This is a genomic window from Rossellomorea sp. NRS-1567 (assembly GCF_050467885.1).
In the GTDB taxonomy this organism is placed as follows: domain Bacteria; phylum Bacillota; class Bacilli; order Bacillales; family Bacillaceae_B; genus Rossellomorea; species Rossellomorea aquimaris_C.
This window is the reverse complement of sequence record NZ_JBITPL010000019.1, coordinates 170024-191869: the sequence shown is the minus strand read 5'-3', so window position 1 is coordinate 191869 and position 21846 is coordinate 170024. Positions and strand designations below refer to the sequence as shown.

The following is a 21846-nucleotide window of genomic DNA, read 5'->3' as shown; positions in this document are numbered from 1 at the left end:
GAACGTGAAAGAACGAACCTTATCATAACGGAGTGAAAAAATGAGTAAACCAAAGAAAAAGAGCGGAACTGGCCAAGGCACAGGAAAGAAAGGCTGGAATCGCTGGCAGTCCGGGGCCAATAAGAAGAAGAGCAACAAGCCTTATACAAGTAAAGGCGTGAAGCATGGGAGTAAGCAGGAAGATAAGTAGTTATATGAAAGTCCATTTCCTTTCGGGGAAGTGGACTTTTTATATAGGAAGTTAAAGGATTTCATAGTGCATCTTAAAGAAACTTATAAAAAGCATTTGCTTTTTTTACGATTTCCTGTTATTCTAAGGAAGAATTATTTTTGTTCGGTCTGTAAGGAATGAAAGTATTTAAACTTTTCGCCTTTGATATCTAATTGAGCAATAATAGTAATAAATCGTGGATGCAAAGTCCACACAGGAGGATACACACATGCAAGAAGGTACAGTAAAATGGTTTAACGCAGAAAAAGGTTTCGGTTTCATCGAAATCGAAGGTGGAGAAGATGTATTCGTACATTTCTCAGCTATCCAAGGCGAAGGATTTAAATCTTTAGACGAAGGTCAAAAAGTTACATTTGACACTGAGCAAGGTCAACGTGGACTTCAAGCGACTAACGTAAACAAAGCGTAATAGCTTTATGATAAAGGACTCTCTCGTAGAGTCCTTTTTTATTTGTCAAAAAAAAGAGGTGCCTGTCGTACAAGTTGCAGGCAACCCTTCACAATTATGTTAACGCATACTTGATGATTCCTTGAATGTAAACAGATGTTTCATTCTGATCACATTCCCTGATTTTGATTTTTCCTTCTTTTTCTAACTCATGTGCCAGATTTTCAATGGTTTGCGCTTCTTCTTTTGACGTCATAGGAATGTCAATTGAAAAGAAGTTTCCACGGCTGGCTTGATTTAAACTTTTTAATAATCCAATTTTATTCATTGGGTCATCCCCTTTATCTTTTACTTTCGACACAAGGATGGGTTTCTCCTTTACTGATAGAGAGTTTAAATGTAAATATTCAAAGGTTATTTCAAAATGAGCCGCCTGAGTTAATAGATGAATCAAGGGGAGATGATATTGGTTTGTAAAGAATATAGGAATAGATTTGCTTTTTCTCAGATTATCTGTTATTCTAAGGAAGAATTATTTTTGTTCGGTCTGTAAGGAAAGAAAGTATTTAAACTTTTCGCCTTTGATATCTAATTGAGCAACGATAGTAATAAATCGTGGATTCAAATCCACACAGGAGGAAACAATTATGCAACAAGGTACAGTGAAATGGTTTAACGCAGAAAAAGGTTTCGGTTTCATCGAAATCGAAGGTGGAGAAGATGTATTCGTACATTTCTCAGCTATCCAAGGCGAAGGATTTAAATCTTTAGACGAAGGTCAAAAAGTTACATTTGACACTGAGCAAGGTCAACGTGGACTTCAAGCGACTAACGTAAACAAAGCGTAATAGCTTTTTATGAAGGGACTCTCTCGGAGGGTCCTTTTTTTATTGTTGGGGAATAGATATTAGTGGGGATTATTAGGGAGGCTGAACGATCCGCCTCGGCTTTTGGTGACATCCAGCTCCGGCGGCTAGAGGCTCGAGGTCATAAGTCAAACATGCCAAAAAGGCAAAGAGCGCCTTTCCGGCATGTTCGCCTTATGCTTGTCGCCTCTGGTCGAGCCGCCTCCGCTTTAGAATATAAAAAGGGACCGACAGCGTTCGTCGGTCCCGGAGACAACATGTTACAAGTTAAAAATGGTTAGGTAAAGCATAACACACTATCGATGGAATACCTAAAGATATTTGAAAAGAATTTGCAAAGGGTATTTTTCCATTGAATAGAATCGGCAATTTCCTATGAGAATAAGACTAAATGAAGGAATAAATGAGGTATTGAAATGAGTATAGAACAATTTAAGGATTATAAGCTTAGTGATGATATTGTAAGGGCACTAACCGATTTAGGCTATCAAGCTCCAACCGAGGTTCAGTCCAAGGTGCTTCCATTGGCCCTGGAGAAGGAGGATCTTGTTGTGCGTTCCCAAACAGGAAGCGGTAAGACAGCCTCTTTCGGGATTCCTATTTGTGAGATGGTAGAATGGGGGGAAAATAAGCCTCAAGCTCTTGTGTTGACGCCAACCCGAGAACTCGCGGTTCAAGTAAAAGAAGACATCACGAACATCGGAAGATATAAGCGAATCAAAGCGGCTGCAGTGTACGGAAAATCTCCTTTTCATAGACAAAAGCTTGAGCTTAAGCAGAAAAATCATGTCGTAGTCGGAACCCCCGGTCGTGTACTCGATCATATTGAAAAAGGGACATTCCCACTGGAAAAGCTTGCGTACCTTGTGATCGACGAAGCCGATGAAATGCTGAACATGGGGTTTATCGAACAGGTGGAATCGATTATTCAGGAGCTGCCAACAGACCGGGTTACGTTGACATTCTCTGCTACATTACCAGAGGATGTCGAAGCACTCTGCCATAAATATATGAAGAAACCTGTTCATATTGAAATCAAAGCAAAGGGCATTACGACAGATAAAATCGATCACTCTTTGATCGAAGTGAAAGAAAACGATAAGCTAACTCTTCTGAAAAACGTCACAACCGTTGAGAATCCAGATAGCTGCATTATTTTTTGCCGAACAAAAGAAAATGTGGATACATTGTGTGAAGAGTTGGACCGCTCAGGGTACCCTGTGGATAAAATCCATGGCGGTATGATTCAGGAAGCCCGTTTTGAAGTGATGGATGATTTTAAAAGAGGGGAATTCAGGTATCTCATCGCTACCGATGTGGCGGCGCGTGGAATCGATATCGAAAATATTACCCACGTCATCAATTATGATATCCCCATGGAGAAAGAAAGCTATGTTCACCGTACGGGGAGAACAGGCCGCGCTGGTCTAGCAGGAAAAGCGATCACCTTCTGCACGCCGTATGAAGATAAATTCCTTGCCGAGATTGAAGATTATATCGGGTTTACGATTCCAAAGCTGCAGCCGCCGTCACAGGACACAGTGGCAAAAGCAAAGACGGATTTTGAACGAAAATTAGACACCGAACCTGATTTTAAATCAGACAAGAGTGAGCAGTTGAACAGAGACATCATGAAGCTCTATTTCAATGGCGGAAAGAAAAAGAAAATCAGGGCTGTCGATTTCGTCGGAACCATTGCAAAAATCGATGGAGTCACCGCAGACGACATCGGCATCATAACCATTCAGGAAAACCTTTCGTATGTGGAGATTTTGAATGGTAAAGGGCCACTGGTATTGCATGCGATGAAGAAAACCACGGTCAAAGGTAAGATGCTGAAGGTTCATGAAGCGAGAAAATAAATATTGGTGTTCCTTCTCTAAAGAGGAGGCCAAGACATACAGCGAATGTAGTGACATTCGCTGTTTTTTTTATGTTCCGGTACATAATTCATGAGTGAATCAGCGAAAAAAGGTGAGGGGATAGTCCTTTGGGTGTTAAAAGAGGGGGACATTTTTTAAGGATGACTGATATATCAGCGAAATCCGGATTATATCAGCGAAAACTCAAATTTATCAGCGAACGATGGTAATCAAGAGTAGGCACCAAGCGGAAGTTGTTGCTTGTCTCCGCTTCGCATTTTGAGCAGAAAACCATTTAACGGCGAAATTCTGATTTTAACGGCGGAATTTTCAATATAACGGCGAAATCCATGATTTAACGGCGAAATCCAAAATATAACGGCGAACGAAGCATTGAAAAGAGGAGCGAGTACCAAGGACCAACCAGCAGGGTGCCTGTCCCCACGTCTCACCAAAACAACGTTATAGAAAAATAATGTTGTAATCGTTTTCAAGCTGTTGTATTATTCAGTTAAAGGAAATCCGAAACGTTTTGGGAGATGTGCAAGTGACTACGATTAAAGATATTGCCAGAGTAGCAGGGGTATCCGTAACGACTGTTTCAAGAGCGTTAAATGGATATTCTGATGTCAACGAAGACACGAGAAGGAAAATTGCAGAAGTTGCGAAGGAGTTAAATTATAGTCCGAATTCGATTGCCCGAAGTCTGGTCATGAAGAAGTCAAAGACGATTGGTTTACTCGTTTCCGGATTTACGAAGGAAAGTGTAAAGGATAATTTCATCGTGGAAGTGCTGGCGGGGATTAATGAGTTTGTTTCAGGTGCTGACTACGATCTTGTTTTATTCAACACCAATTCTTCGAAGCAACGTGAAAAGACGTATACTCAACTTTGCAGAGAAAGAAGAGTGGACGGGGTCATTATCCAGGGGATTCGAACCGATGATCCTTATTTACATGAAGTCGTCGAAAGTGATATTCCTTGCGTATTAATTGATATTCCCCTTGAGTCCGGGAATGTGAGTCATGTGACGACGGATAATGTATTAGGGGCTGAAAAAGCCGTTCAGCATTTACTCGACAATGGACACAAGAACATTGGGATGATTAATGGACATGAGTTCGCGTTTGTTAGTCAGCAGCGATTGGAAGGGTATAAAAATGCTTTACAAGGAGCACAGGTGGAACTCAATACCAATTACGTTGTAAATGGAGAGTTCACAGAAGAAAGTGGAAAGAAAGCGGCTAACGCATTATTAACCTCACACCCTGAAATAACAGCATTATTTTGTGCAAGTGATTTAATGGCCATCGGTGCGATGAGTGCAGCGAAAGAGTTGAAGTTACAAGTGCCGGAAAAACTTTCGGTTGTAGGGTATGATGATATTTTGTTAGCTTCATATGTTAGTCCCAAGCTTACAACCATCCAACAAAATAAGTTTCAGCTCGGGTATGAAGGGGCAAGGTTATTGCTGGATTTGTTATCAAATCAGTCTAAGACCCACCGAATGGTGTTGGAGACAAAGTTAATCAAAAGAGAAAGTTCGAATCATAGAAATGAATAAATGTTGGTGAAAGCCTTCTTAAATGAAGAGGAGTAAAAGCCAACTTTTATTTAGGGGGTAATCCGAAACGTTTTGGACAACGGATATTATTTTTTACCTTGTTTCCAAAACGTTTCGGGAAACAATAAAGAGATTCACAAACAAAAGTGTTTTGAAAGTAGGAGGAACCAATATGAACTACAGAGTGATTAAAGAAAACAACTTATTTCTTCTTACAGATGAGCAGGGAGATATCGTTTCAGATCATAGTTATGGACTTGGTTTATACAAGAATGATACGAGGTACCTAAGCAAGTTGAATGTGAAAATTAATAATGAAAAACCGATTCTATTACATTCGGATGGATCCGAAAACTATATGTCTACGATTCTATCGACGAACCCCCACCAAGAGGAGGATGGAAATCTTATTCTCTGGAGGGAATCAGTAGAAATCGAACGTAAGCGCTTTATTTATGATGATGTGTTATATGAAACGATTACGACGAAAAACTATTATCCAAAGCCTGTATCGTTTGAGTTGAATGTTGAAGTAGACGTGGACTTCAACGATATGTTTATCGTACGCGGATTTCAAACTGGAAACGTAGGAAAGAGGACAGGCCAGAACGTTGAGGATCAATCCCTCACCTTCCAATATGAAGGAGCAGACGATATCAATCGTGCGACAAAGATTCAGTGGGATGCCAAAGCGAAAAACGTTAAGGAAAATGGGGAGATTACCTTCCAGGTAGAGCTTCAGCATGAGGAAGAACAGTCCATTACATTTATGATCGTTCCACTGGAAAATGTAGAAACCAGAGATGACATTTTACCTGTCGAAGAGGCTCTTCAAAAATTAAAAGTCTCTTATAAAGAATGGTCTGCTCAGTTAACGAAAGTAGAAACGGATTACCAGCCGCTTCAACGCCTTGTGGACAGAGGGTTATCTGATCTTAGAGTGTTATTGACTGACACTGGATACGGAAAGTTTCCTGTAGCTGGCCTGCCTTGGTTCGGGGTTCCATTCGGAAGAGACAGTCTGATTGCGGCCCTTCAAATGATTGCGTTCCAACCCCAGGTTGCAAAAGGCACCCTGTTCACGATGGCCGGTGAGCAAGGGACAAAGGTTGATCCTTGGAGAGACGAACAGCCAGGAAAGATCATGCATGAAATTCGCTACGGAGAGCTTGCGAATACGAACCAAATTCCATTCACGCCTTATTACGGAACGATTGATGCAACACCGTTATTCCTTGTTCTTTTAACAGAGTATGTGAAATGGACGGGTGACTTCGATACATTCCATAAGCTGGAAGGCAATGTGAGGAGAGCGCTTGAGTGGATCGATCAATATGGAGATCGTGATGGAGATTTATTCGTAGAGTACCATCAGGAATCATCCAAGGGAATCGCCAACCAAGGCTGGAAGGATTCCGGGGACTCCATCGTTCATCGAAACGGGGAATACGCTGATACGCCTATTGCCTTAGTAGAGGTTCAAGGTTATGTGTACCAGGCGAAACGGGGATTGGCTGCTGTTTATGAAGCACTTGAGAATAATGAAAAAGCTTCTAGATTAAAAGCAGAAGCGAAAAACCTGCAAGAACGATTTGAACAGGAGTTTTGGATGGATGACCAGGAATTCTACGCCATCGCCCTTGATCAAAACAAAGAAAAGGTAGGTACGATCACTTCCAATCCAGGACATGTTTTATATTCGGAAATGATGTCAGGGAACCGCGCTGCAAAAGTAAGTCAAACGATAACGAATGACAAAATGTTTTCAGGGTACGGAATTCGTACCATGGGGAAAGGCGAAGCTGGATATAACCCGATGAGCTATCACGATGGAAGCATTTGGCCCCATGATAACAGCATGACTTTGCTGGGATTAAGTAAATTAGGATTTACTGACGAATCGAAGAAGGTGATGAGTGGACTGATTGATGCATCCCGCCACTTCGAATATGATCGACTGCCGGAGTTGTTCTGCGGATATGAATCTGCATTTGGGAAGGCTGTAAAGTATCCGGTTGCTTGTTCTCCACAGGCGTGGGCAGCGGGGACACCACTTGTATTTATTCAATCACTATTAGGGTTGTTTCCAAACAGCTTAACAAAAGTAATACATCTCAATCCGGTTATACTTGATGAAATGAACATATTGACGGTTCACGATATTACGATTGGTGATGGAGTGCTGTCTGTTTCCTTAACGCGAAAAGGAGACAAAGTAGAAACCACCATTTTAGAAAACACAACAGGCTACGACATTGTGAAAGAAAAACAGACAGTGTAATCACATCCAGGAATAACAATCCTATTTTAAATAAATCAAAAAAAGGGGTTATGAAAATGGCGAAGAAGAAATGGATCGCGAGTCTAGGTATTACGACGATGTTAGTGGGGACGGTTCTGGCAGGGTGCAGTGGATCAGACGAGAAGACGAGTTCAAATGGGGATGATGGTGAGAAAGTCGAAATCACTCTTGCGGGCTGGGGAGGAAATCCTTCTGAACAGAAGCTTTTGACCCAAACGATCGCTGACTTTGAAGAAAAACATCCGAATATTGATGTAAAGCACGAAGTCATTTCTGAACAGTATATGGATGTATTGAAAACACGTTTGATTGGTGGAGAAGGTCCTGACGTTTTCTATTTGGATGCTCTGGAAGCTCCTGCCCTGATTGAAACAGGGGTTGTTGAGCCGCTGGATGATTACGTAACAGAAGATTTCGATGTGAAAGATTTCGAGAAACCGATGCTTGAAGCGTTCCAAGTTGATGGAAAGACATATGGTTTTCCGAAAGACTATTCGACTCTGGCTCTCTTTTACAATAAAAAGATGTTTGAAGAAGCAGGAGTGGAAGTTCCGAAAACATGGGATGAACTCCGCGAAGTATCAAAAACTCTGACGAAAGATGGCGTTTATGGATTTGGAGTAGCTCCGGAACTCGCCCGTCTTTATCACATTGCTCAGGCAACCGGTGGGGAAGTCGTGAAGGATGATCAAGCGAACTTTGCTTCAGATAAAGTGGTCAATGCTCTTCAGCCGATTATCGACCAGCATAACGAAGACAAAACCTCTGCACAGGCTTCAGAAGTTGGAGCGAACTGGGGAGGGGAAATGTTCGGGCAAGGGAAAGCAGCCATGGTCATCGAAGGAAACTGGGCGATTCCATTCTTAGCGGATACGTTCCCGGATGTTGAATACGGAACGGCTGAATTACCGACAATCAATGGAGAAAATGGGACAATGGCCTACACGGTTGGATATGTGATGAATGCGGCATCGGAAAAGAAGGAAGCTTCATGGGAGCTGATCTCGTATCTTACTGGTAAAGAAGGGATGGAAACATGGACGTCCAAAGGGTTTGCCCTTCCGACACGTAAGTCAGTAGCTGAAAAATTAGGGTATGACAAGGATGAATTACGCGGAGCACTTGTAGCCGGAGCACCATATGCGACGGTTTGGGCAGAAGGAAAGAACCTGCCGATCATCATGAACAACTTTAACAACCAATTTATCGCTGCCTTCCTGGGTGACCGACCTCTGGATGAAGCACTGAAAGAAGCAGAAGAACAAGCGAATAGCGAAATTCAATAATCTTATTAATGGTACCTGACACTCATGGTTGTGTCAGGTACAGCTTTACCATTGACTGTATTCTTTCTTTTGAGGTCTTCGATGCGGACCTGGGCGGAAAGAATACAGGTAATAGCTGAAGATTTAAGACAGATAGAAGGTAGGGATGAGAATGAACAAACAATCTTCTAAGAAGAGATTACAGGATGCAGGACAAGGATACTTATTTATGTCTCCCACGCTATTTGTATTAGCGGTGTTTATTATTGGACCGATTCTTTATGCCATCTTTTTATCCTTTCATAAGGTTCAACTCCTGGGAGATATGAGTTTTGAATTTGTTGCTTTTGAAAACTTTGCAAGGATCATGGAAGACAACCGGGCTATTATCGCATTGAAAAACACGGCAAAGTACGTACTGATTGTGGTGCCGACACAGACCTTTCTGGCATTGGTTCTGGCTGCAACGTTAAACGCAGGATTAAAGGGTGAGAAGCTTTTCAGGATTGTCTATTTCTTACCAACCCTAACGTCTTCAGCCGTATTAACACTGATCTTTATGTGGATGTATAACAAAGAAGGGCTGATCAACAACCTTTTAGAAAAAGTGGGCTTGCCGACTTATAACTTTTTAGGTGATCCTGATATTGCCCTGAATGCGATTATGTTGATGAACATCTGGGCAACGGCACCGTTTTTCATGGTCATCTATCTTGCAGCTCTTCAGGATATTCCGGACTCATTATACGAAGCGGCTGAACTGGACGGAGCGAATGCGATCCAGAAGTTCTTCTATGTGACCGTTCCGTTTCTGCGACCAGTTACGTCATTTGTCGTGATCATGGGGGTTATCGGAACGTTCCAGCTGTTTGATCAATCGTATATTTTCTCAGGTGGATCCGGTGGACCGAATAACTCAACGCTAACAGTGGTCCTCCTAATCTATCAATATGCCTTTAAATCATTGGGAACCATGGGATATGCAGCCGCACTTGCCTTCGCGCTCGCTCTTATCATCCTGGTGGCGACCTTGATTCAACGTAAATTCTCTAAAGAAGAATCACTCTATTAAGGAGGATGGAAGCATGAATTCGAAGAAAAAGACGTTCAGTAAGCGTCTTCTATACATTGTCCTGATAGGTTATGCGATCACAACTCTGATTCCATTCTTATGGGCACTCTCCTCTTCTTTTAAAACATTAGAAGAAATCATTAGTGGAACGATGAATTTCATACCGAAGAATTTCACTTTGGATAATTATAAACAGATTTTCATTGAACAGGAGCTATTTCCACGATGGTTATTCAATAGTTTATTCATCGCAGTAGTCGGGACAGCATTGAATATCATCTTTAATTCCATGTCTGGATATGCCTTGGCGCGCTTAAGCTTTCCAGGGAAAAAGGCATTATTCATCATGATTCTCGCAGTCCTGATGATTCCGGCTCAAGTCACGATGATCCCGAACTATTTAATTTTAAAAGAAATCGGCTGGCTTAACTCGTATCAAGGGATGATCGTACCGGCCATGATCAATGCAACCTTCATTTTCATGATGAGACAGTTCTTCATCAACTTCCCGAAGGAGCTGGAAGAGGCTGCTCAAATCGATGGTCTAAGCCGTTTCGGAATCTTCTTCAAGGTGGTTTTACCATTAGCAAAACCAGCCTTGGCCGCACAAGCAATCTTTGTCTTCATGGGATTCTGGAACAACTTCATGACCCCATTGATTGTCATGACCGATACAGAAATGTATACACTGCCATTAGGATTGAACACCTTTAAAGGCCAATACGTCAGCTACTGGAACTACATCATGGCGGCATCCATGGTCTTTACTCTGCCGGTACTTCTTCTGTATGCATTCTTTAATCGCTACTTTATTAAAGGAATTTCATTCACAGGCGGGAAATAGTGAAGGGAGGGCTTCTCATTTTGGGAGCTCTCTTTTTTTGGAGTAAAGTAGTGAAGGGGATGTGAAAATAGAGGGGGAAGCAGGATCTTTATGGGTTTATTGCGAATTTTTGCTGATTTGGTTGTAGTTTATGGTGTTGCGAGTCAGATTGGTGGGGTGTGCGGGGGCATTTTGTCGTCAGAGATAGAATTATCAGCGAAATATTGATTTTATCAGCGAAATCTCAAATATATCAGCGAATGATAGTAGTCAAGAGGTGGCACCAAGCGGAAATTGTTGCTTGTCCCAGCCTCGCTATTGGAGCAGAAATCCATTTATCGGCGAAATTCTGATTATAACGGCGAAATTTTCAATATAACGGCGAAATCCAGGATTTAACGGCGAAATATCAATTATAACGGCGAACGTGACACTGAATGAGGTATAAGAGGGGAAGTACTAGGTTCTAAAAAAAATTAGTGCCAGGCACCTAAGGATTCAATAGCATCTCTAAATGATCTCGGGATTTCCTGCAGCCTCACAAAACAAAGCAGCGAACCCATTAAAGGTCCGCTGCTCTCCTTTTCATTACGCTCCTGCCCAAACATCCTTGGCATATCGACCATCTTCTTCAAGTGATCCCAGCCATGCGTCAGCTTCTTCTTTCGTTGTTTGATAGAAAAGCATATAGCATTCTACTAATGTGCGTTCCACATCGGGTGCCATTTTACCACCGTCTCCACAGATGTATAAGCGGCCGCCATCTTTCAGCAAGGGAAGGATGTCTTCAGCGTTTTCCGCCAATCGGTGTTGGACGTACGTCTTTTCTTGACCAGGGCATCTTGAGAAAGCGGTGTGAAGAGTTACGATTCCATCTTGTTCGGCCTTCTCCAATTCCTCTTGATATAAGAAATCATGTTCAGGATTGCGGCATCCGAAGTAAAGATGTGCTGCACCCAGCGTTTCTCCTTTTTCTTTAAGAATGCGGCGTGCCTGGATAAATCCTCTGAATGGTGCAATTCCTGTTCCGGGTCCGATCATGACGATTGGTGTTTCGGTTACGTCCGGAAGCTGGAAGTTCGATTGAGGTGTAGAGATAAAGCACGCTATCTTATCGCCTTCGGAACGTTCCGCCAGATAGTTTGATGCAATTCCTTTGTATTCTCCATTTCCGCTCCATGCAGCTCCACGAACGATGCTGACCGTGATGCTCGCTTCTCCTTCCTTGTAGAGGGGAGAGCTTGAAATAGAATAGTACCTTGCTTTTAGTGCCGGGAGTAAAAGCAGGAACCCTTCAAACGGAATTTCACAGGCAAGGTACTTTTCGACCAGGTCCAGCATGGTAATCCGTTTACCGAGAATTTCCCTCTTATACGTTTCATCCTCCAATAGCTCTTCAAGTTCTATTACATGGGGAGGGCATACCGTGTGAGCAGCCAGTGCCCGGATTTGCGAACGGGTGGCGGGTTCTTGGAATTCCACATAATTAGAGAGTAATTCCTTAAGATTCACTGGCTTCTCTGTGGGAAGGTGGACTGCTTTTCCCGTATCTCCAGTAAGTTGTACATAGTCCTCACCGTCCAGGTTGAATCGACTGAGCACTCGCTCAACAAGAGCGCTCGGATTCCGTGGAAGCACCCCAAGATGGTCTCCTTCCTGATAATCAACACCCTCTGGAAGAGTCAACTCAATATGTCTTGTATTCCTTCCGCTTTCCACGTGCTGCAATTCAATATTTCTACTTACCACCGATGTAAAGGCGTGGTGGGTGCGAGCCAGTGGTGTGTCACTGACATCACTGACAAACTTCATCGTCATCGAGCTGCTTTCTTCTCCGTTTTGTTGAAGTTCAATGTTCAATTCTTTCGCCAGGTTTGGCCAAAGTGCTTCCGACCATTTCTCGTAATCTCCTTCAAAATCTTCACTTGCATCTCCATGCCCGATTTTCGACAGACGCTGAGCCCCTTTTTGTTCCATCTGCTCATCAATGAAGGTAGGGATGCGTTGGTACGTAGTGGCCCAGTTGTGATCGCCACATCCAAATACCGCATAGCGAACATCGTTCAGTGTTCCTTCCTCGGTTTCTTTTAGCCAAGAAACGAATTCGTCCGCATTGTCCGGCGGATTTCCGTTATAGGAAGCAGAGACAATGAGAACCGCCCCTTCTGTAGGGAGTCCACCTGTATAATCATTTAAAGGAGCAACCTCGGTAATGAAACCTTGTTGACGACCTGTTTCAGCAAGATCGCGGGCGATTCCTTCAGCTGTCCCCATGTTTGAACCAAACAGAATATAGAGGGGTGTACCATGAGACGACTCTATAGAAGCTGGTGCTGCTTTTTTTTCGGATTTCACTTCCTCAGAAGATGCAGTCGTAAAGGACATTTCCGGTTTCCGAGGAGACACGCGCATCTTTAAATCATCTGGCTTGAGGGTCAAGGTTTCTTTAACAACCAATTGATAGTCACTATGATCAATCAGGTCAAAGTGCTGCAAAACCATGCCAAGAACAAGAGTCGCTTCGTGAAGGGAAAACTGCTGTCCGATGCAGGCGCGTTGCCCGTTTCCGAAAGGTTTATATGCGTGATAGGGGATCGAAGACGGGTCCTCAAAACGCTCTGGTCTAAACGATTCCACGTCATCTCCCCAAACGGATGGATCACGGTGAAGCTCAGGAATGATAAGGGTGAATACATCATCTTTTTTAACTTTGTATTTCGCGTTTAGTGTCGTGTCTTCCTTTGCGTATACGGAAAATGCCGGTGCGGTGGGCCATAGACGTAGAGCTTCATTAAGCACCATACGAACATATTTCAATTTCTTGACCTGTTTATAATCTGGAACGTCATCACCCAGCACTTCATCCACTTCTTGCTGTGCTTTCTTCAATTTTTCCGGATTATTCATGAGATAGTAAATGGCAAAGGACAGTAGACCACTCGTTGTTTCGTGTCCTGCAATTAAGAACGTAATGATTTGAAAACGGATGTTTTCATCATCCAACGCTTCACCCGTTTCCGGATCAATCCCTTTTAACATATGAGAGAGCAGGTCATCCTCACCCTGATCACCATTTTGTTTCCGTTCCGCAATCAATTCATCTACCAGATTGAACATGTATTGAATGTCTTCCTTGAATTGTTTTTTAGATTTGACCATCAATTTATCTTGAACACCAAGTCGCTGGGTTTGACTCATGGCTTCGTCCATTGCCCGAACCATACTGTCGACAAATGGGTGTGCGTTTTCCCGGTAAAAGCTGTTAAAGCGGAAATTAAAACCGCAGAGACCGATCGTATCCAAGGTTAAGCGAGTCATATCTTCAGGAACATCGATTTCATCAGCCGGATTTAAACGAGCCCACTTCTGAATAAGTTGGGTGGCGAGATCGACCATTTTAGCATGATAGCCTTTCATTGCCTGCTGGCTGAAGCTTGGAAGCAGGATATTATGCGCCTTTTTCCAATTGTTTTCCGTCGTTTCGCTCGTGAAAAGTCCGTCGCCGCCAAATGCTCTTACTTTTTGCAGGGCAGGGCCAACTCTTTTATCAAATCGTGTTTCGTCGCAAATTTCTTCAGCGAGGGAGGCGCTCGATACAAACGTACTGATCCGTCCCGGAAATTGAAACTGAAAGATCGGGCCGAGCTCTCTTGCTAGCTTCATATAGGATTGAAGAGGTTTGTCTTTATTGATGACCGGTAAACTGCCAAGGGGTCCATACGTCTTTGGCTGCGGTAGTTGGTTTGAATTTGTCATTTAGTAGCACCTCTTTTTAAAGATTTATAGCGGAATGAACGTTCATTCCGTTTGGTGAATGAGAAACAAATCATTTCTCATGCATGTAACCGTACAGCGTCCCAAATACTTTCTTCTACATCTTCTAATAGTTTTGCTTCCGGGTCCAGCTCCCCGATACGTACCAATCGTTGAAGCTCAAGAAACGCTCCATAAACGATGGCAATCAAAGCGGAGGATGGAAGCTCCTTAATTTCTTTTTCCTCTTTTCCTGAATCAAAGAAATTTTTTAGAATATCCAGGAGTCCTTGAAAGCTATCATGACTTGCTTTGTCTAAAAAGTGGGCACTGCTATGCGTTTTTATAAAATAAAGTGCCTGGCTTTGTTTTGTCGTGAATAGAATCATGGCTTGAAATATATGATGAAATTGATCGCGAATGGTTTCATCATAAGGGAATCCATTTTCAAGAGTTTCCGTAAATATCCTTACATACTCTTGAAAAAGTTTGTTCCCAAGCACTTCTTTATTTTCAAAGTAACGATAGATGGTACCGGCTCCAACTCCTGCCGATGTCGCAATCATTGGAATCGTAGTTGCGTCATATCCACGCTCAGCAAAAAGAACCAACGCGCTTGATATAATGCTGTCTCGTTTATTTACTGCAGTTGCCATAAGGATTCAGCCTTTCATGGTTAAATACGGAATGAATATTCATTCCTATCCATTGTATACCCAGTAAAATTCCATCTCAATCACACAATGTACCCAATATTTGTGAAGGTTTTGTTAACGGATGTGGGGGTGGTTCTAGTAAGAGTGGAAGTGTTAATTGCAATAAGAGGGATACGTAAGCTTTTAGAGGTGTTTCACGAAGGGGACGAAAAAAGCAAACCCATCTTCACGGGTTTGCTTCTCTCAAGTCTACTTATTGTCCTTCACCGATTTTCGTTCCACCAATTCAGTCGTCAACTTATAATAAGGATCCACTTCCTCTTTAGCAAGCTTCTGAAAGATAAGGTGAACAGCGAGTGCGCCGGCTTCGTATTTCGGCTGCCTCATGGTGGTCAATGGGGGAGATACGTACTCTGCCAGTTGAATATCATCGAATCCGATAATCGAGATATCTTCCGGCACCCTGATATTTTTCTCGGATAGAGCTTGTAATCCGCCAATGGCCATTTCATCGTTGGCGTAAAAGATTGCCTGGGGGATATCTTGTTGGGCAATGAGCATTTTCGTTGCTTTATATCCGCCTTCACGTGTGAATCCGCCTGATGTTTTCCATTTAGAGCGATAAGGAATATCATGTTTCTCCAAGGCTTGCTTAAAGCCCTGGAAGCGGAGTTCATTGTCATGGGAGTTATAAGGTCCGCTAATATAAGCAATATTCCGGTGACCTTTCTTAATCAGATGTTCTGTAGCCTGAAATCCACCTTCGACATTATCGACTTCCACCTGGAGAACATAGTCATGTTTAATATCCCGGTCCAGCACGACGATAGGGAATCCTTCGCGAGTGGATTCCAATATCGTTTCGTCTGTGATGTTATGGGCTAGAATGATGACTCCGTCGACTCGTTTTTCTTTCAAAAATTTAATGGCTGTAGATTGGGCACCGCCAATTGAACTGCAGGCTATGAGATCATACCCATTGGTAGATGTCACATCCTGAACGCCTTTAATTAATTCAGAATAATAAGGACCTGATAAATCGCTTAGAATCAAGGCGATGGTATTCGTGTTGGTCCGTTTTAAATCGGATGCCAGTCCGTTCTTTTGGTAGTTCAATTGTTTTGCTGCATCCAATACTTTCTTTCTTGTTTCTTCGCTTACCTTGGTACTGTTATTTAAAGCGTAGGAGGCCGTTGAAACGGCTACTCCTGAAAGCTTTGCCACATCTTTGATTGTTGCCATTTATTCACATCCTATGATTGCTATATGAATAGCGGTTGTTTCATCTAAATTGTTAAATCCATTATACCTTTATAGTATAGTCATTCACACTCTCGACTAGTAGAGGTGATGTTTTCCCCTTACTATTTAATCCCCGACATCGTAAAGCCTTCGACGATATATTTTTGGAAGAAAGAGAAGATGATGATAATCGGTACGACCATGAATGCTGCGCCAGCCATTTGAAGACCAAAGTTATTCGCATACTGCCCTTGAAGCAGGGATAGTCCTACTGACAAGGTGTAGAGGCTTTCATCATTGGCAATGATTAATGGCCATAGGAAGCTGTTCCATGCTCCGATAAACGTCAGAATTCCCTGTACAGCAAATATCGGCTTCGCAATGGGAACGATTAATTTAAAGAAGATATAGAATTCTCCAGCCCCATCAAGGCGGGCTGCTTCAAGCAAATCAGTTGGAATCGTCGTCATAAACTGTCTAAATAGGAAGATACTGAATGCTGCTGCAAGACCGGGGAGGATGATCCCGGCCATCGTATTGGTCAAGCCCATCTCATTTAAAATTAGGTAAACGGGAATCATCGTTACTTGTGCAGGAATCATCATAGTTGCAAGGACTATATAAAAGATTTTTTCTTTCCCTTTAAAATGAAACTTTGCAAATCCATAACCAGCCATGGCATTAAAGAATAATCCTAAAAAGGAAAATAAGACGATGACAAGTGTATTTCTTAAGTACACACCAAAGTTCATGCTTTCAAATAAGTTAAGATAGTTTTCCAATGTAGGATTCTCTGGAAACAGGGTAGGTGGAATTTGCAGTACTTCACTTTCAGGTTTGAATGAGCTTGAAATCATCCAAATGAAAGGGATGGAAACAAGGATTCCACCAAGAATCATGAGTAAGGCTACCAGCGTTTTTTCGGTTTTTCGTTTCATTGTATTTGCTTTCATTGTTTCAGCCCCGATACTAATAAATTTTCAGACTTAATATTCTGTATCAGATTTTCTAAGCTTGAATTGGAATAGCGTAATCATGATGATAAAGATAAATAGAATAAAGGAACCTGCTGCGGCATAACCAAATTCACTGAATTGGAAGCCTTTTTTGTAGATGAATAATGCCATGGAGATCGTACCATCCAATGGACCGCCATTAGTCATGACAAAAGGTTCTTCGAAGAATTGCAACCAGCCAATCAGGGTGGTGATCGTCACGAAGAACGTAGCATACCTCAATAATGGAATCGTGACATTGAACAGTACCTGCAATCGATTGGCTCCATCCATCTCAGCAGCTTCGTAGTAGGACTTCGGTATTCCTTGTAAGGCAGCAAGGAAGATGATCATATTGATTCCGATTCCCTTCCATACGGCTAAAACAATCAACGATAGTTTCGCAATCGTTGGCTCTCCTAACCAAGGAATTTTATCCACATCCAATAGTGATAATAGGTAGTTAAACAAACCGTACTCAGTGTTGTATAAAAATCCCCAAATTACTGCGACGGCAATGATATTTGTGATGGATGGCATGTAGTATACACCACGAAACACTTTGAACAATGAGCTTGTTCCGTAGTTTAGCAATAAGGCGATTCCCAATGAGAATATAATGACAAGGGGAACGCCGATGACAACATAAAACAACGTATTAATGATCGACTTATGAAATAAATCATCCGTTATCAATTTGGAATAATTCTCAAGACCGATGAAACTGATATTGGACCAATCGGCTAAGCCTTTTAAGTCAAGGTCTGTAAAGCTAATAAAGAACGCTACAATGATCGGAATGATACTAAAGACAGTCAATATGATAACCGCAGGAGCTATAAACACATATGGATGTTTATTGTTTTTACTGAATTTGAATCCATTGCCCATGATATCCCACCTAACTAAAACTACGCTTCGTAAAGGCCAGCTTGCTAAAAATGGAGTTCAGGCAAAGGTGTGATCCATATGCCTGTAACTCCAAATGTACCTTACTATGACTTCGTAATAGAAGCGTTTGTTTCATTTATTTTCGTCTTAAATGACTCGATTTACTCTTCTACCATTTCTTCTGCTTTTTTATTAAACTGTTCTAATTCTTTGTCTAAGTCAGCGTCGCCAACGGTAACTCTCTCAATTGTTGAAAGGAATTCCTGTGCGATCTTTTCAAACTCTTTGATTTGTGGAGAAGCTTTAGTCGATTTCAGCTGTTCCCCGAACACGGATAATAGTGGATCGTCTTTTAATTTAGGCTCTTCCCATGCTTCTTTTCTTGATGGAAGAGTATTGGACATTTCCAGCCATTCCATTTGTGTATCCACTTCATTCACATAGGAGATGAATTTAAGGGACTCGTCTACATTCTCTGAATTATGGAAGATAGAGAAGTTTGCGCCACCCATGCTTGATGTATTCTTTTCTTTCTTCGGCATAACAGCCACTGACCATTTATCCTTAAGGTCCGGAGCTTGGTCATTAATGATATTGATCATCCATGGACCACTGAAGAACATCGGTTTCACGCCATCTTTAAACGCTTGAACAATATCCATTCCTTCAGTAGTAGGGCTGATTCCTTCTTTAAAGTAGCTTGTATAGTATTCCATCGCTTCTTTAAATTCCGGACTATCGAAATTCATCTTATCTTTTCCTTCAAATTCATACCCATTTTGCCAAGCAAAGATAAACGGTGTGATTTGGTCGTTGCGGTCGATATCAAGGCCGTAAACGTCATCGCCTCTGTCGTTTAATTTCTTCGCTGCATCTTTCATTTCATCCCAAGTAGCAGGAGCTTGATCGTATCCTGCTTCTTTTAACAGGTCAGTTCGGTAGTATAAAACACGAGTATCGATATACCAAGGGATCCCAACAACTTGATCATCATAGGTCATAGAGTCAGCAGAACCCGCGAAATAGTTCTCAGGTTTGAAATCCGGGTAATCTTCTAAATATGGAGTTAAATCGAGTAACGCTCCTGCATCTGCAAACTCCGGAACCCAGGTTGTTCCCAGTTGAAGAACATCAGGTCCATTTTTTGAAGCAACTGCTGTCAATAGCTTGTCATGAGCTGTTTCCCAAGGAATCGCTTGTACCTCTACTTTGATATCTGTGTTTTCTTTTTCAAACTCTTCAGCAAGTTTACTAAGCTTCTTACCTTCTTCACCCATTGCCCAGACAGTAATCGTTTTCTTTCCATCTTCTGACTCGCTGCCACCGCAGCCTGCTAATACAGTAGATAGCGCCAGCACACAAATCATTAAGAAAGACCATGTTTTCTTTTTCATATCTTCATCTCCATTTCTATTAGTTTGAAACCCTATTAAAAAAATTGAATCAGAGGTGGTAAGAGTTATTTTCATATTAGGGAAAATATCTTACCAGGTGTTATTGAAACGTTTCGATAACTATATTATAATCAAAGGTGTATCCGCTTTCAATACTTTTCTGAAAAATACTAGAATTTTAAGTTTCATTCCATATTATACCTATATATATATTATGTTATTTGTTGTTATAACAAGGTTTCAAGAAGTATAGTAGAGTGGGATTCCATAGTTGACTGACCAACCATTTACCTTTATACTTTTCTTCAATTGTTAATCGAAACGTTTCAATAAATTAAAGAACCAAAATAAAATACAATTTGGAGGTTCTACCAATGAATGAAAATAAACTGACTGCATTACTTAACCAAATGACGTTGGATGAAAAAATTGCACAGCTTACCCAGCTTGCTACGCCTTTTTTCAAAGGGGCAAGCGATCAAGGTGAAATTACCGGCCCGATGGTCGACATGGGGATCGACGAGGAAGATGTCCGAAATAGTGGATCCGTATTGGGAGCTTCTGGTGCAAGGAACGTTATTAACATTCAACGCACTCATATGGAAGAAAACAGACTGGGCATTCCTTTATTAGTCATGTCTGATATTGTACACGGTTTCAAAACAATCTTCCCGGTACCACTTGGGATCGGATGTTCATGGGACCTGGAATTAGCGGAAAAGAGTGCGGAAATTGCTGCAAAAGAAGCATCAGTATCAGGAGTCCATGTGACGTTTGCCCCGATGGTTGATCTCGTTCGCGATCCTCGCTGGGGAAGAGTAATGGAGTCTACAGGAGAAGATTCCTTTTTAAACAGTCAATTTGGCAGAGCGTTTGTGAGAGGGTTTCAAGGGAAGGATCTAACTCATGATCATAATCGTGTGGCAGCTTGTGTCAAACACTTTGCCGCCTATGGTGCAGCTGAAGGAGGCCGTGATTATAACACGGTTGATATGTCGGAGCGGGAACTCAGGGAAACCTATCTACCAGCATACAAAGCGGCACTTGATGAAGGCTGTGAAATGGTCATGACCGCCTTTAATACGGTGTTTGGGATTCCTGCTACAGGAAATAAGAAGCTTATGAGATCCATACTTCGAGAGGAAATGGGATTCGACGGCATTCTTATATCGGATTGGGGAGCAGTGAAAGAGATGATCCCTCATGGTGTGGCAGAGGATGAAAAAGAAGCCGCCCTTAAAGCGATCACAGCCGGTGTTGATATCGAAATGATGACCTCGACGTATGTGAAGTACTTGAAGACGCTGGTGGAAGAAAAAGCAGTTGATGAATCCATCATCGACGAAGGTGTACTGCGTATATTAGAGCTTAAACAAAAGTTGGGATTATTCGAGAATCCTTACCGCGGTGCAGATGAAAAGCTTGAACAAGAAGTGGTGTTGAGCTCAGAACACCGCACGGCAGCTCGTAAACTAGCAGCAAAGTCTTGTGTTCTACTAAAAAATGAGAGCGTTTTACCTTTAAAACGCAAACAGAAAATTTCACTTATTGGACCTTTTGCTCAAAATGGTGACATCCTGGGGCCTTGGTCATGGTTAGGATCAAAAGAAGATGCCGTGACATTAACGGAGGGAATGAAGATGAAAGTGGAATCTTCTCACCTTACGATTGCTAAAGGATCTGAAATCGAAACGGTTTCTGAAGAGCAATTGCTTGAGGCAGAGAGAGTGGCGGAAGAAGGAGATATCATCGTTCTTGCACTTGGTGAGGATTCTGAAATGAGCGGGGAGGCAGGCTGTAGAGCGAATATCAAACTGCCGGATGCCCAGCTTGAACTTGTTTCGAGATTGAAGAAATTAAATAAACCGATGGTGGCCATTCTATTTAATGGCAGACCACTGGATTTACATGGGGTAATAGACCAGACCGATGCGGTCCTTGAAGCCTGGTACCCTGGAACGGAAGGCGGGGCAGCGGTTGCCGACCTATTATACGGGGATGAAAATCCATCCGGACGCCTGACCATGTCCTTCCCATATAGTGTAGGGCAGGTGCCGGTTTACTATAATCACTTCAATACAGGGAGACCAAAGGGAGCACCTGATGCCCAGGTCCGTTACGTCTCACAATACCTGGATATTCCTAATGATCCGCTTCTTCCGTTTGGTTTCGGTTTAAGTTACACCACATTTTCCTATAGTGACATGACTCTTTCAGAATCCATTATGAAACCCAATCAGCCGATTACCGTTTCTGTTACCGTAACAAACAGTGGCTCTATGAAAGGCGAGGAAGTCGTTCAGCTTTATGTACGGGATGTGAGTGGGGAAGTGATTCGACCATTAAAGGAACTAAAGGACTTCCAAAAAATTCTCCTGGAACCAGGGGAATCGAAGCATGTTTCCTTTATCCTATCGGAACCACAGCTTCGATATCATCATTCGGATTTACAGTTTGACAGTGACCCGGGGACATTTATTGCCTATGCAGGTCCACATAGCAAAGAAGCAATGGAGCAAACCTTTACATTAGTAAAATAGA

Annotated in this window: 17 protein-coding genes; 10 read left to right on the top strand and 7 right to left on the bottom strand. The window is 42.2% G+C overall.

Annotated elements, in window-relative coordinates:
* Nucleotides 1-40 precede the first annotated feature (40 nt).
* Both ACIFOD_RS15975 and ACIFOD_RS15970 read left to right on the top strand, forming a co-directional pair.
* Entirely contained in the window at nt 41-190 is a 150-nt protein-coding gene (locus ACIFOD_RS15975; protein WP_430315445.1) for a DUF3934 family protein, read from the top strand.
* 250 nt (nt 191-440) lie between these two features.
* On the top strand, nt 441-641 hold the full coding sequence (locus tag ACIFOD_RS15970) for a cold-shock protein (protein ID WP_060671790.1): 201 nt from the start codon (nt 441-443) through the stop codon (nt 639-641).
* Nucleotides 642-735: 94 nt separating this feature from the next.
* Here ACIFOD_RS15970 and ACIFOD_RS15965 read toward each other — a convergent pair whose 3' ends face one another.
* Nucleotides 736-981 carry a hypothetical protein gene (locus ACIFOD_RS15965; protein ID WP_430315444.1) on the bottom strand — a complete coding sequence of 82 codons (246 nt, stop codon included), beginning with the start codon at nt 979-981 and terminating at the stop codon, nt 736-738.
* A 286-nt stretch (nt 982-1267) separates the two neighbouring features.
* Here ACIFOD_RS15965 and ACIFOD_RS15960 point away from each other — a divergent pair, with 286 nt between their 5' ends.
* The 7 genes from ACIFOD_RS15960 (at nt 1268) to ACIFOD_RS15930 (ending at nt 10395) form a co-directional block, all read left to right on the top strand.
* Nucleotides 1268-1468, top strand: a complete 201-nt coding sequence (locus tag ACIFOD_RS15960; protein ID WP_064094055.1) for a cold-shock protein — start codon at nt 1268-1270, stop codon at nt 1466-1468.
* Between the two features lie 434 nt (nt 1469-1902).
* Complete coding sequence (locus ACIFOD_RS15955) at nt 1903-3348, top strand: DEAD/DEAH box helicase (RefSeq protein WP_430315443.1); 1446 nt, start codon at nt 1903-1905, stop codon at nt 3346-3348.
* Nucleotides 3349-3895: 547 nt separating this feature from the next.
* Nucleotides 3896-4912 carry a LacI family DNA-binding transcriptional regulator gene (locus tag ACIFOD_RS15950; RefSeq protein WP_430315442.1) on the top strand — a complete coding sequence of 339 codons (1017 nt, stop codon included), beginning with the start codon at nt 3896-3898 and terminating at the stop codon, nt 4910-4912.
* Between the two features lie 172 nt (nt 4913-5084).
* A complete protein-coding gene (locus tag ACIFOD_RS15945) occupies nt 5085-7193 on the top strand; it encodes an amylo-alpha-1,6-glucosidase (protein WP_430315441.1) in 2109 nt (702 codons plus the stop codon).
* Between the two features lie 56 nt (nt 7194-7249).
* Nucleotides 7250-8500, top strand: coding sequence for an ABC transporter substrate-binding protein (locus ACIFOD_RS15940; protein WP_430315440.1), 1251 nt, complete (start codon nt 7250-7252; stop codon nt 8498-8500).
* 151 nt (nt 8501-8651) lie between these two features.
* Nucleotides 8652-9551, top strand: coding sequence for a carbohydrate ABC transporter permease (locus tag ACIFOD_RS15935; RefSeq protein ID WP_044339849.1), 900 nt, complete (start codon nt 8652-8654; stop codon nt 9549-9551).
* Nucleotides 9552-9564: 13 nt separating this feature from the next.
* Complete coding sequence (locus ACIFOD_RS15930) at nt 9565-10395, top strand: carbohydrate ABC transporter permease (protein ID WP_282137132.1); 831 nt, start codon at nt 9565-9567, stop codon at nt 10393-10395.
* A gap of 567 nt (nt 10396-10962) precedes the next feature.
* On the opposite strand, the gene ACIFOD_RS15925 is transcribed toward ACIFOD_RS15930, so the two are convergent.
* The 6 genes from ACIFOD_RS15925 to ACIFOD_RS15900 all read right to left on the bottom strand — a co-directional run bounded on the left by ACIFOD_RS15925 (nt 10963) and on the right by ACIFOD_RS15900 (nt 19305).
* Nucleotides 10963-14130 (bottom strand): bifunctional cytochrome P450/NADPH--P450 reductase, encoded by a 3168-nt coding sequence (locus ACIFOD_RS15925; RefSeq protein ID WP_430315439.1) that lies wholly within the window; start codon nt 14128-14130, stop codon nt 10963-10965.
* A 77-nt stretch (nt 14131-14207) separates the two neighbouring features.
* Nucleotides 14208-14783 carry a TetR/AcrR family transcriptional regulator gene (locus tag ACIFOD_RS15920; RefSeq protein ID WP_430315438.1) on the bottom strand — a complete coding sequence of 192 codons (576 nt, stop codon included), beginning with the start codon at nt 14781-14783 and terminating at the stop codon, nt 14208-14210.
* Nucleotides 14784-15032: 249 nt separating this feature from the next.
* Nucleotides 15033-16025 (bottom strand): LacI family DNA-binding transcriptional regulator, encoded by a 993-nt coding sequence (locus ACIFOD_RS15915; RefSeq protein ID WP_430315437.1) that lies wholly within the window; start codon nt 16023-16025, stop codon nt 15033-15035.
* 122 nt (nt 16026-16147) lie between these two features.
* On the bottom strand, nt 16148-16978 hold the full coding sequence (locus tag ACIFOD_RS15910) for a carbohydrate ABC transporter permease (RefSeq protein WP_113971086.1): 831 nt from the start codon (nt 16976-16978) through the stop codon (nt 16148-16150).
* 33 nt (nt 16979-17011) lie between these two features.
* A complete protein-coding gene (locus tag ACIFOD_RS15905; protein ID WP_113971085.1) occupies nt 17012-17911 on the bottom strand; it encodes a carbohydrate ABC transporter permease in 900 nt (299 codons plus the stop codon).
* Between the two features lie 161 nt (nt 17912-18072).
* Nucleotides 18073-19305 (bottom strand): extracellular solute-binding protein, encoded by a 1233-nt coding sequence (locus ACIFOD_RS15900; RefSeq protein ID WP_430315436.1) that lies wholly within the window; start codon nt 19303-19305, stop codon nt 18073-18075.
* Between the two features lie 374 nt (nt 19306-19679).
* On the opposite strand from ACIFOD_RS15900, the gene bglX reads away from it, so the two are divergent.
* On the top strand, nt 19680-21845 hold the full coding sequence (gene bglX / locus ACIFOD_RS15895) for a beta-glucosidase BglX (RefSeq protein WP_430315435.1): 2166 nt from the start codon (nt 19680-19682) through the stop codon (nt 21843-21845).
* Nucleotide 21846: the final 1 nt, after the last annotated feature.

Excerpts from the sequence above, each read along its gene's own strand:
- ACIFOD_RS15975 (WP_430315445.1), top strand. The coding sequence starts at position 41 with ATGAGTAAACCAAAGAAAAAGAGCGGAACTGGCCAAGGCACAGGAAAG.
- ACIFOD_RS15970 (WP_060671790.1), top strand. The coding sequence starts at position 441 with ATGCAAGAAGGTACAGTAAAATGGTTTAACGCAGAAAAAGGTTTCGGT.
- ACIFOD_RS15960 (WP_064094055.1), top strand. The coding sequence starts at position 1,268 with ATGCAACAAGGTACAGTGAAATGGTTTAACGCAGAAAAAGGTTTCGGT.
- ACIFOD_RS15955 (WP_430315443.1), top strand. The coding sequence starts at position 1,903 with ATGAGTATAGAACAATTTAAGGATTATAAGCTTAGTGATGATATTGTA.
- ACIFOD_RS15945 (WP_430315441.1), top strand. The coding sequence starts at position 5,085 with ATGAACTACAGAGTGATTAAAGAAAACAACTTATTTCTTCTTACAGAT.
- ACIFOD_RS15940 (WP_430315440.1), top strand. The coding sequence starts at position 7,250 with ATGGCGAAGAAGAAATGGATCGCGAGTCTAGGTATTACGACGATGTTA.
- ACIFOD_RS15935 (WP_044339849.1), top strand. The coding sequence starts at position 8,652 with ATGAACAAACAATCTTCTAAGAAGAGATTACAGGATGCAGGACAAGGA.
- ACIFOD_RS15930 (WP_282137132.1), top strand. The coding sequence starts at position 9,565 with ATGAATTCGAAGAAAAAGACGTTCAGTAAGCGTCTTCTATACATTGTC.
- ACIFOD_RS15925 (WP_430315439.1), bottom strand. The coding sequence starts at position 14,130 with ATGACAAATTCAAACCAACTACCGCAGCCAAAGACGTATGGACCCCTT.
- ACIFOD_RS15920 (WP_430315438.1), bottom strand. The coding sequence starts at position 14,783 with ATGGCAACTGCAGTAAATAAACGAGACAGCATTATATCAAGCGCGTTG.
- ACIFOD_RS15915 (WP_430315437.1), bottom strand. The coding sequence starts at position 16,025 with ATGGCAACAATCAAAGATGTGGCAAAGCTTTCAGGAGTAGCCGTTTCA.
- ACIFOD_RS15910 (WP_113971086.1), bottom strand. The coding sequence starts at position 16,978 with ATGAAAGCAAATACAATGAAACGAAAAACCGAAAAAACGCTGGTAGCC.
- ACIFOD_RS15905 (WP_113971085.1), bottom strand. The coding sequence starts at position 17,911 with ATGGGCAATGGATTCAAATTCAGTAAAAACAATAAACATCCATATGTG.
- ACIFOD_RS15900 (WP_430315436.1), bottom strand. The coding sequence starts at position 19,305 with ATGAAAAAGAAAACATGGTCTTTCTTAATGATTTGTGTGCTGGCGCTA.
- bglX (WP_430315435.1), top strand. The coding sequence starts at position 19,680 with ATGAATGAAAATAAACTGACTGCATTACTTAACCAAATGACGTTGGAT.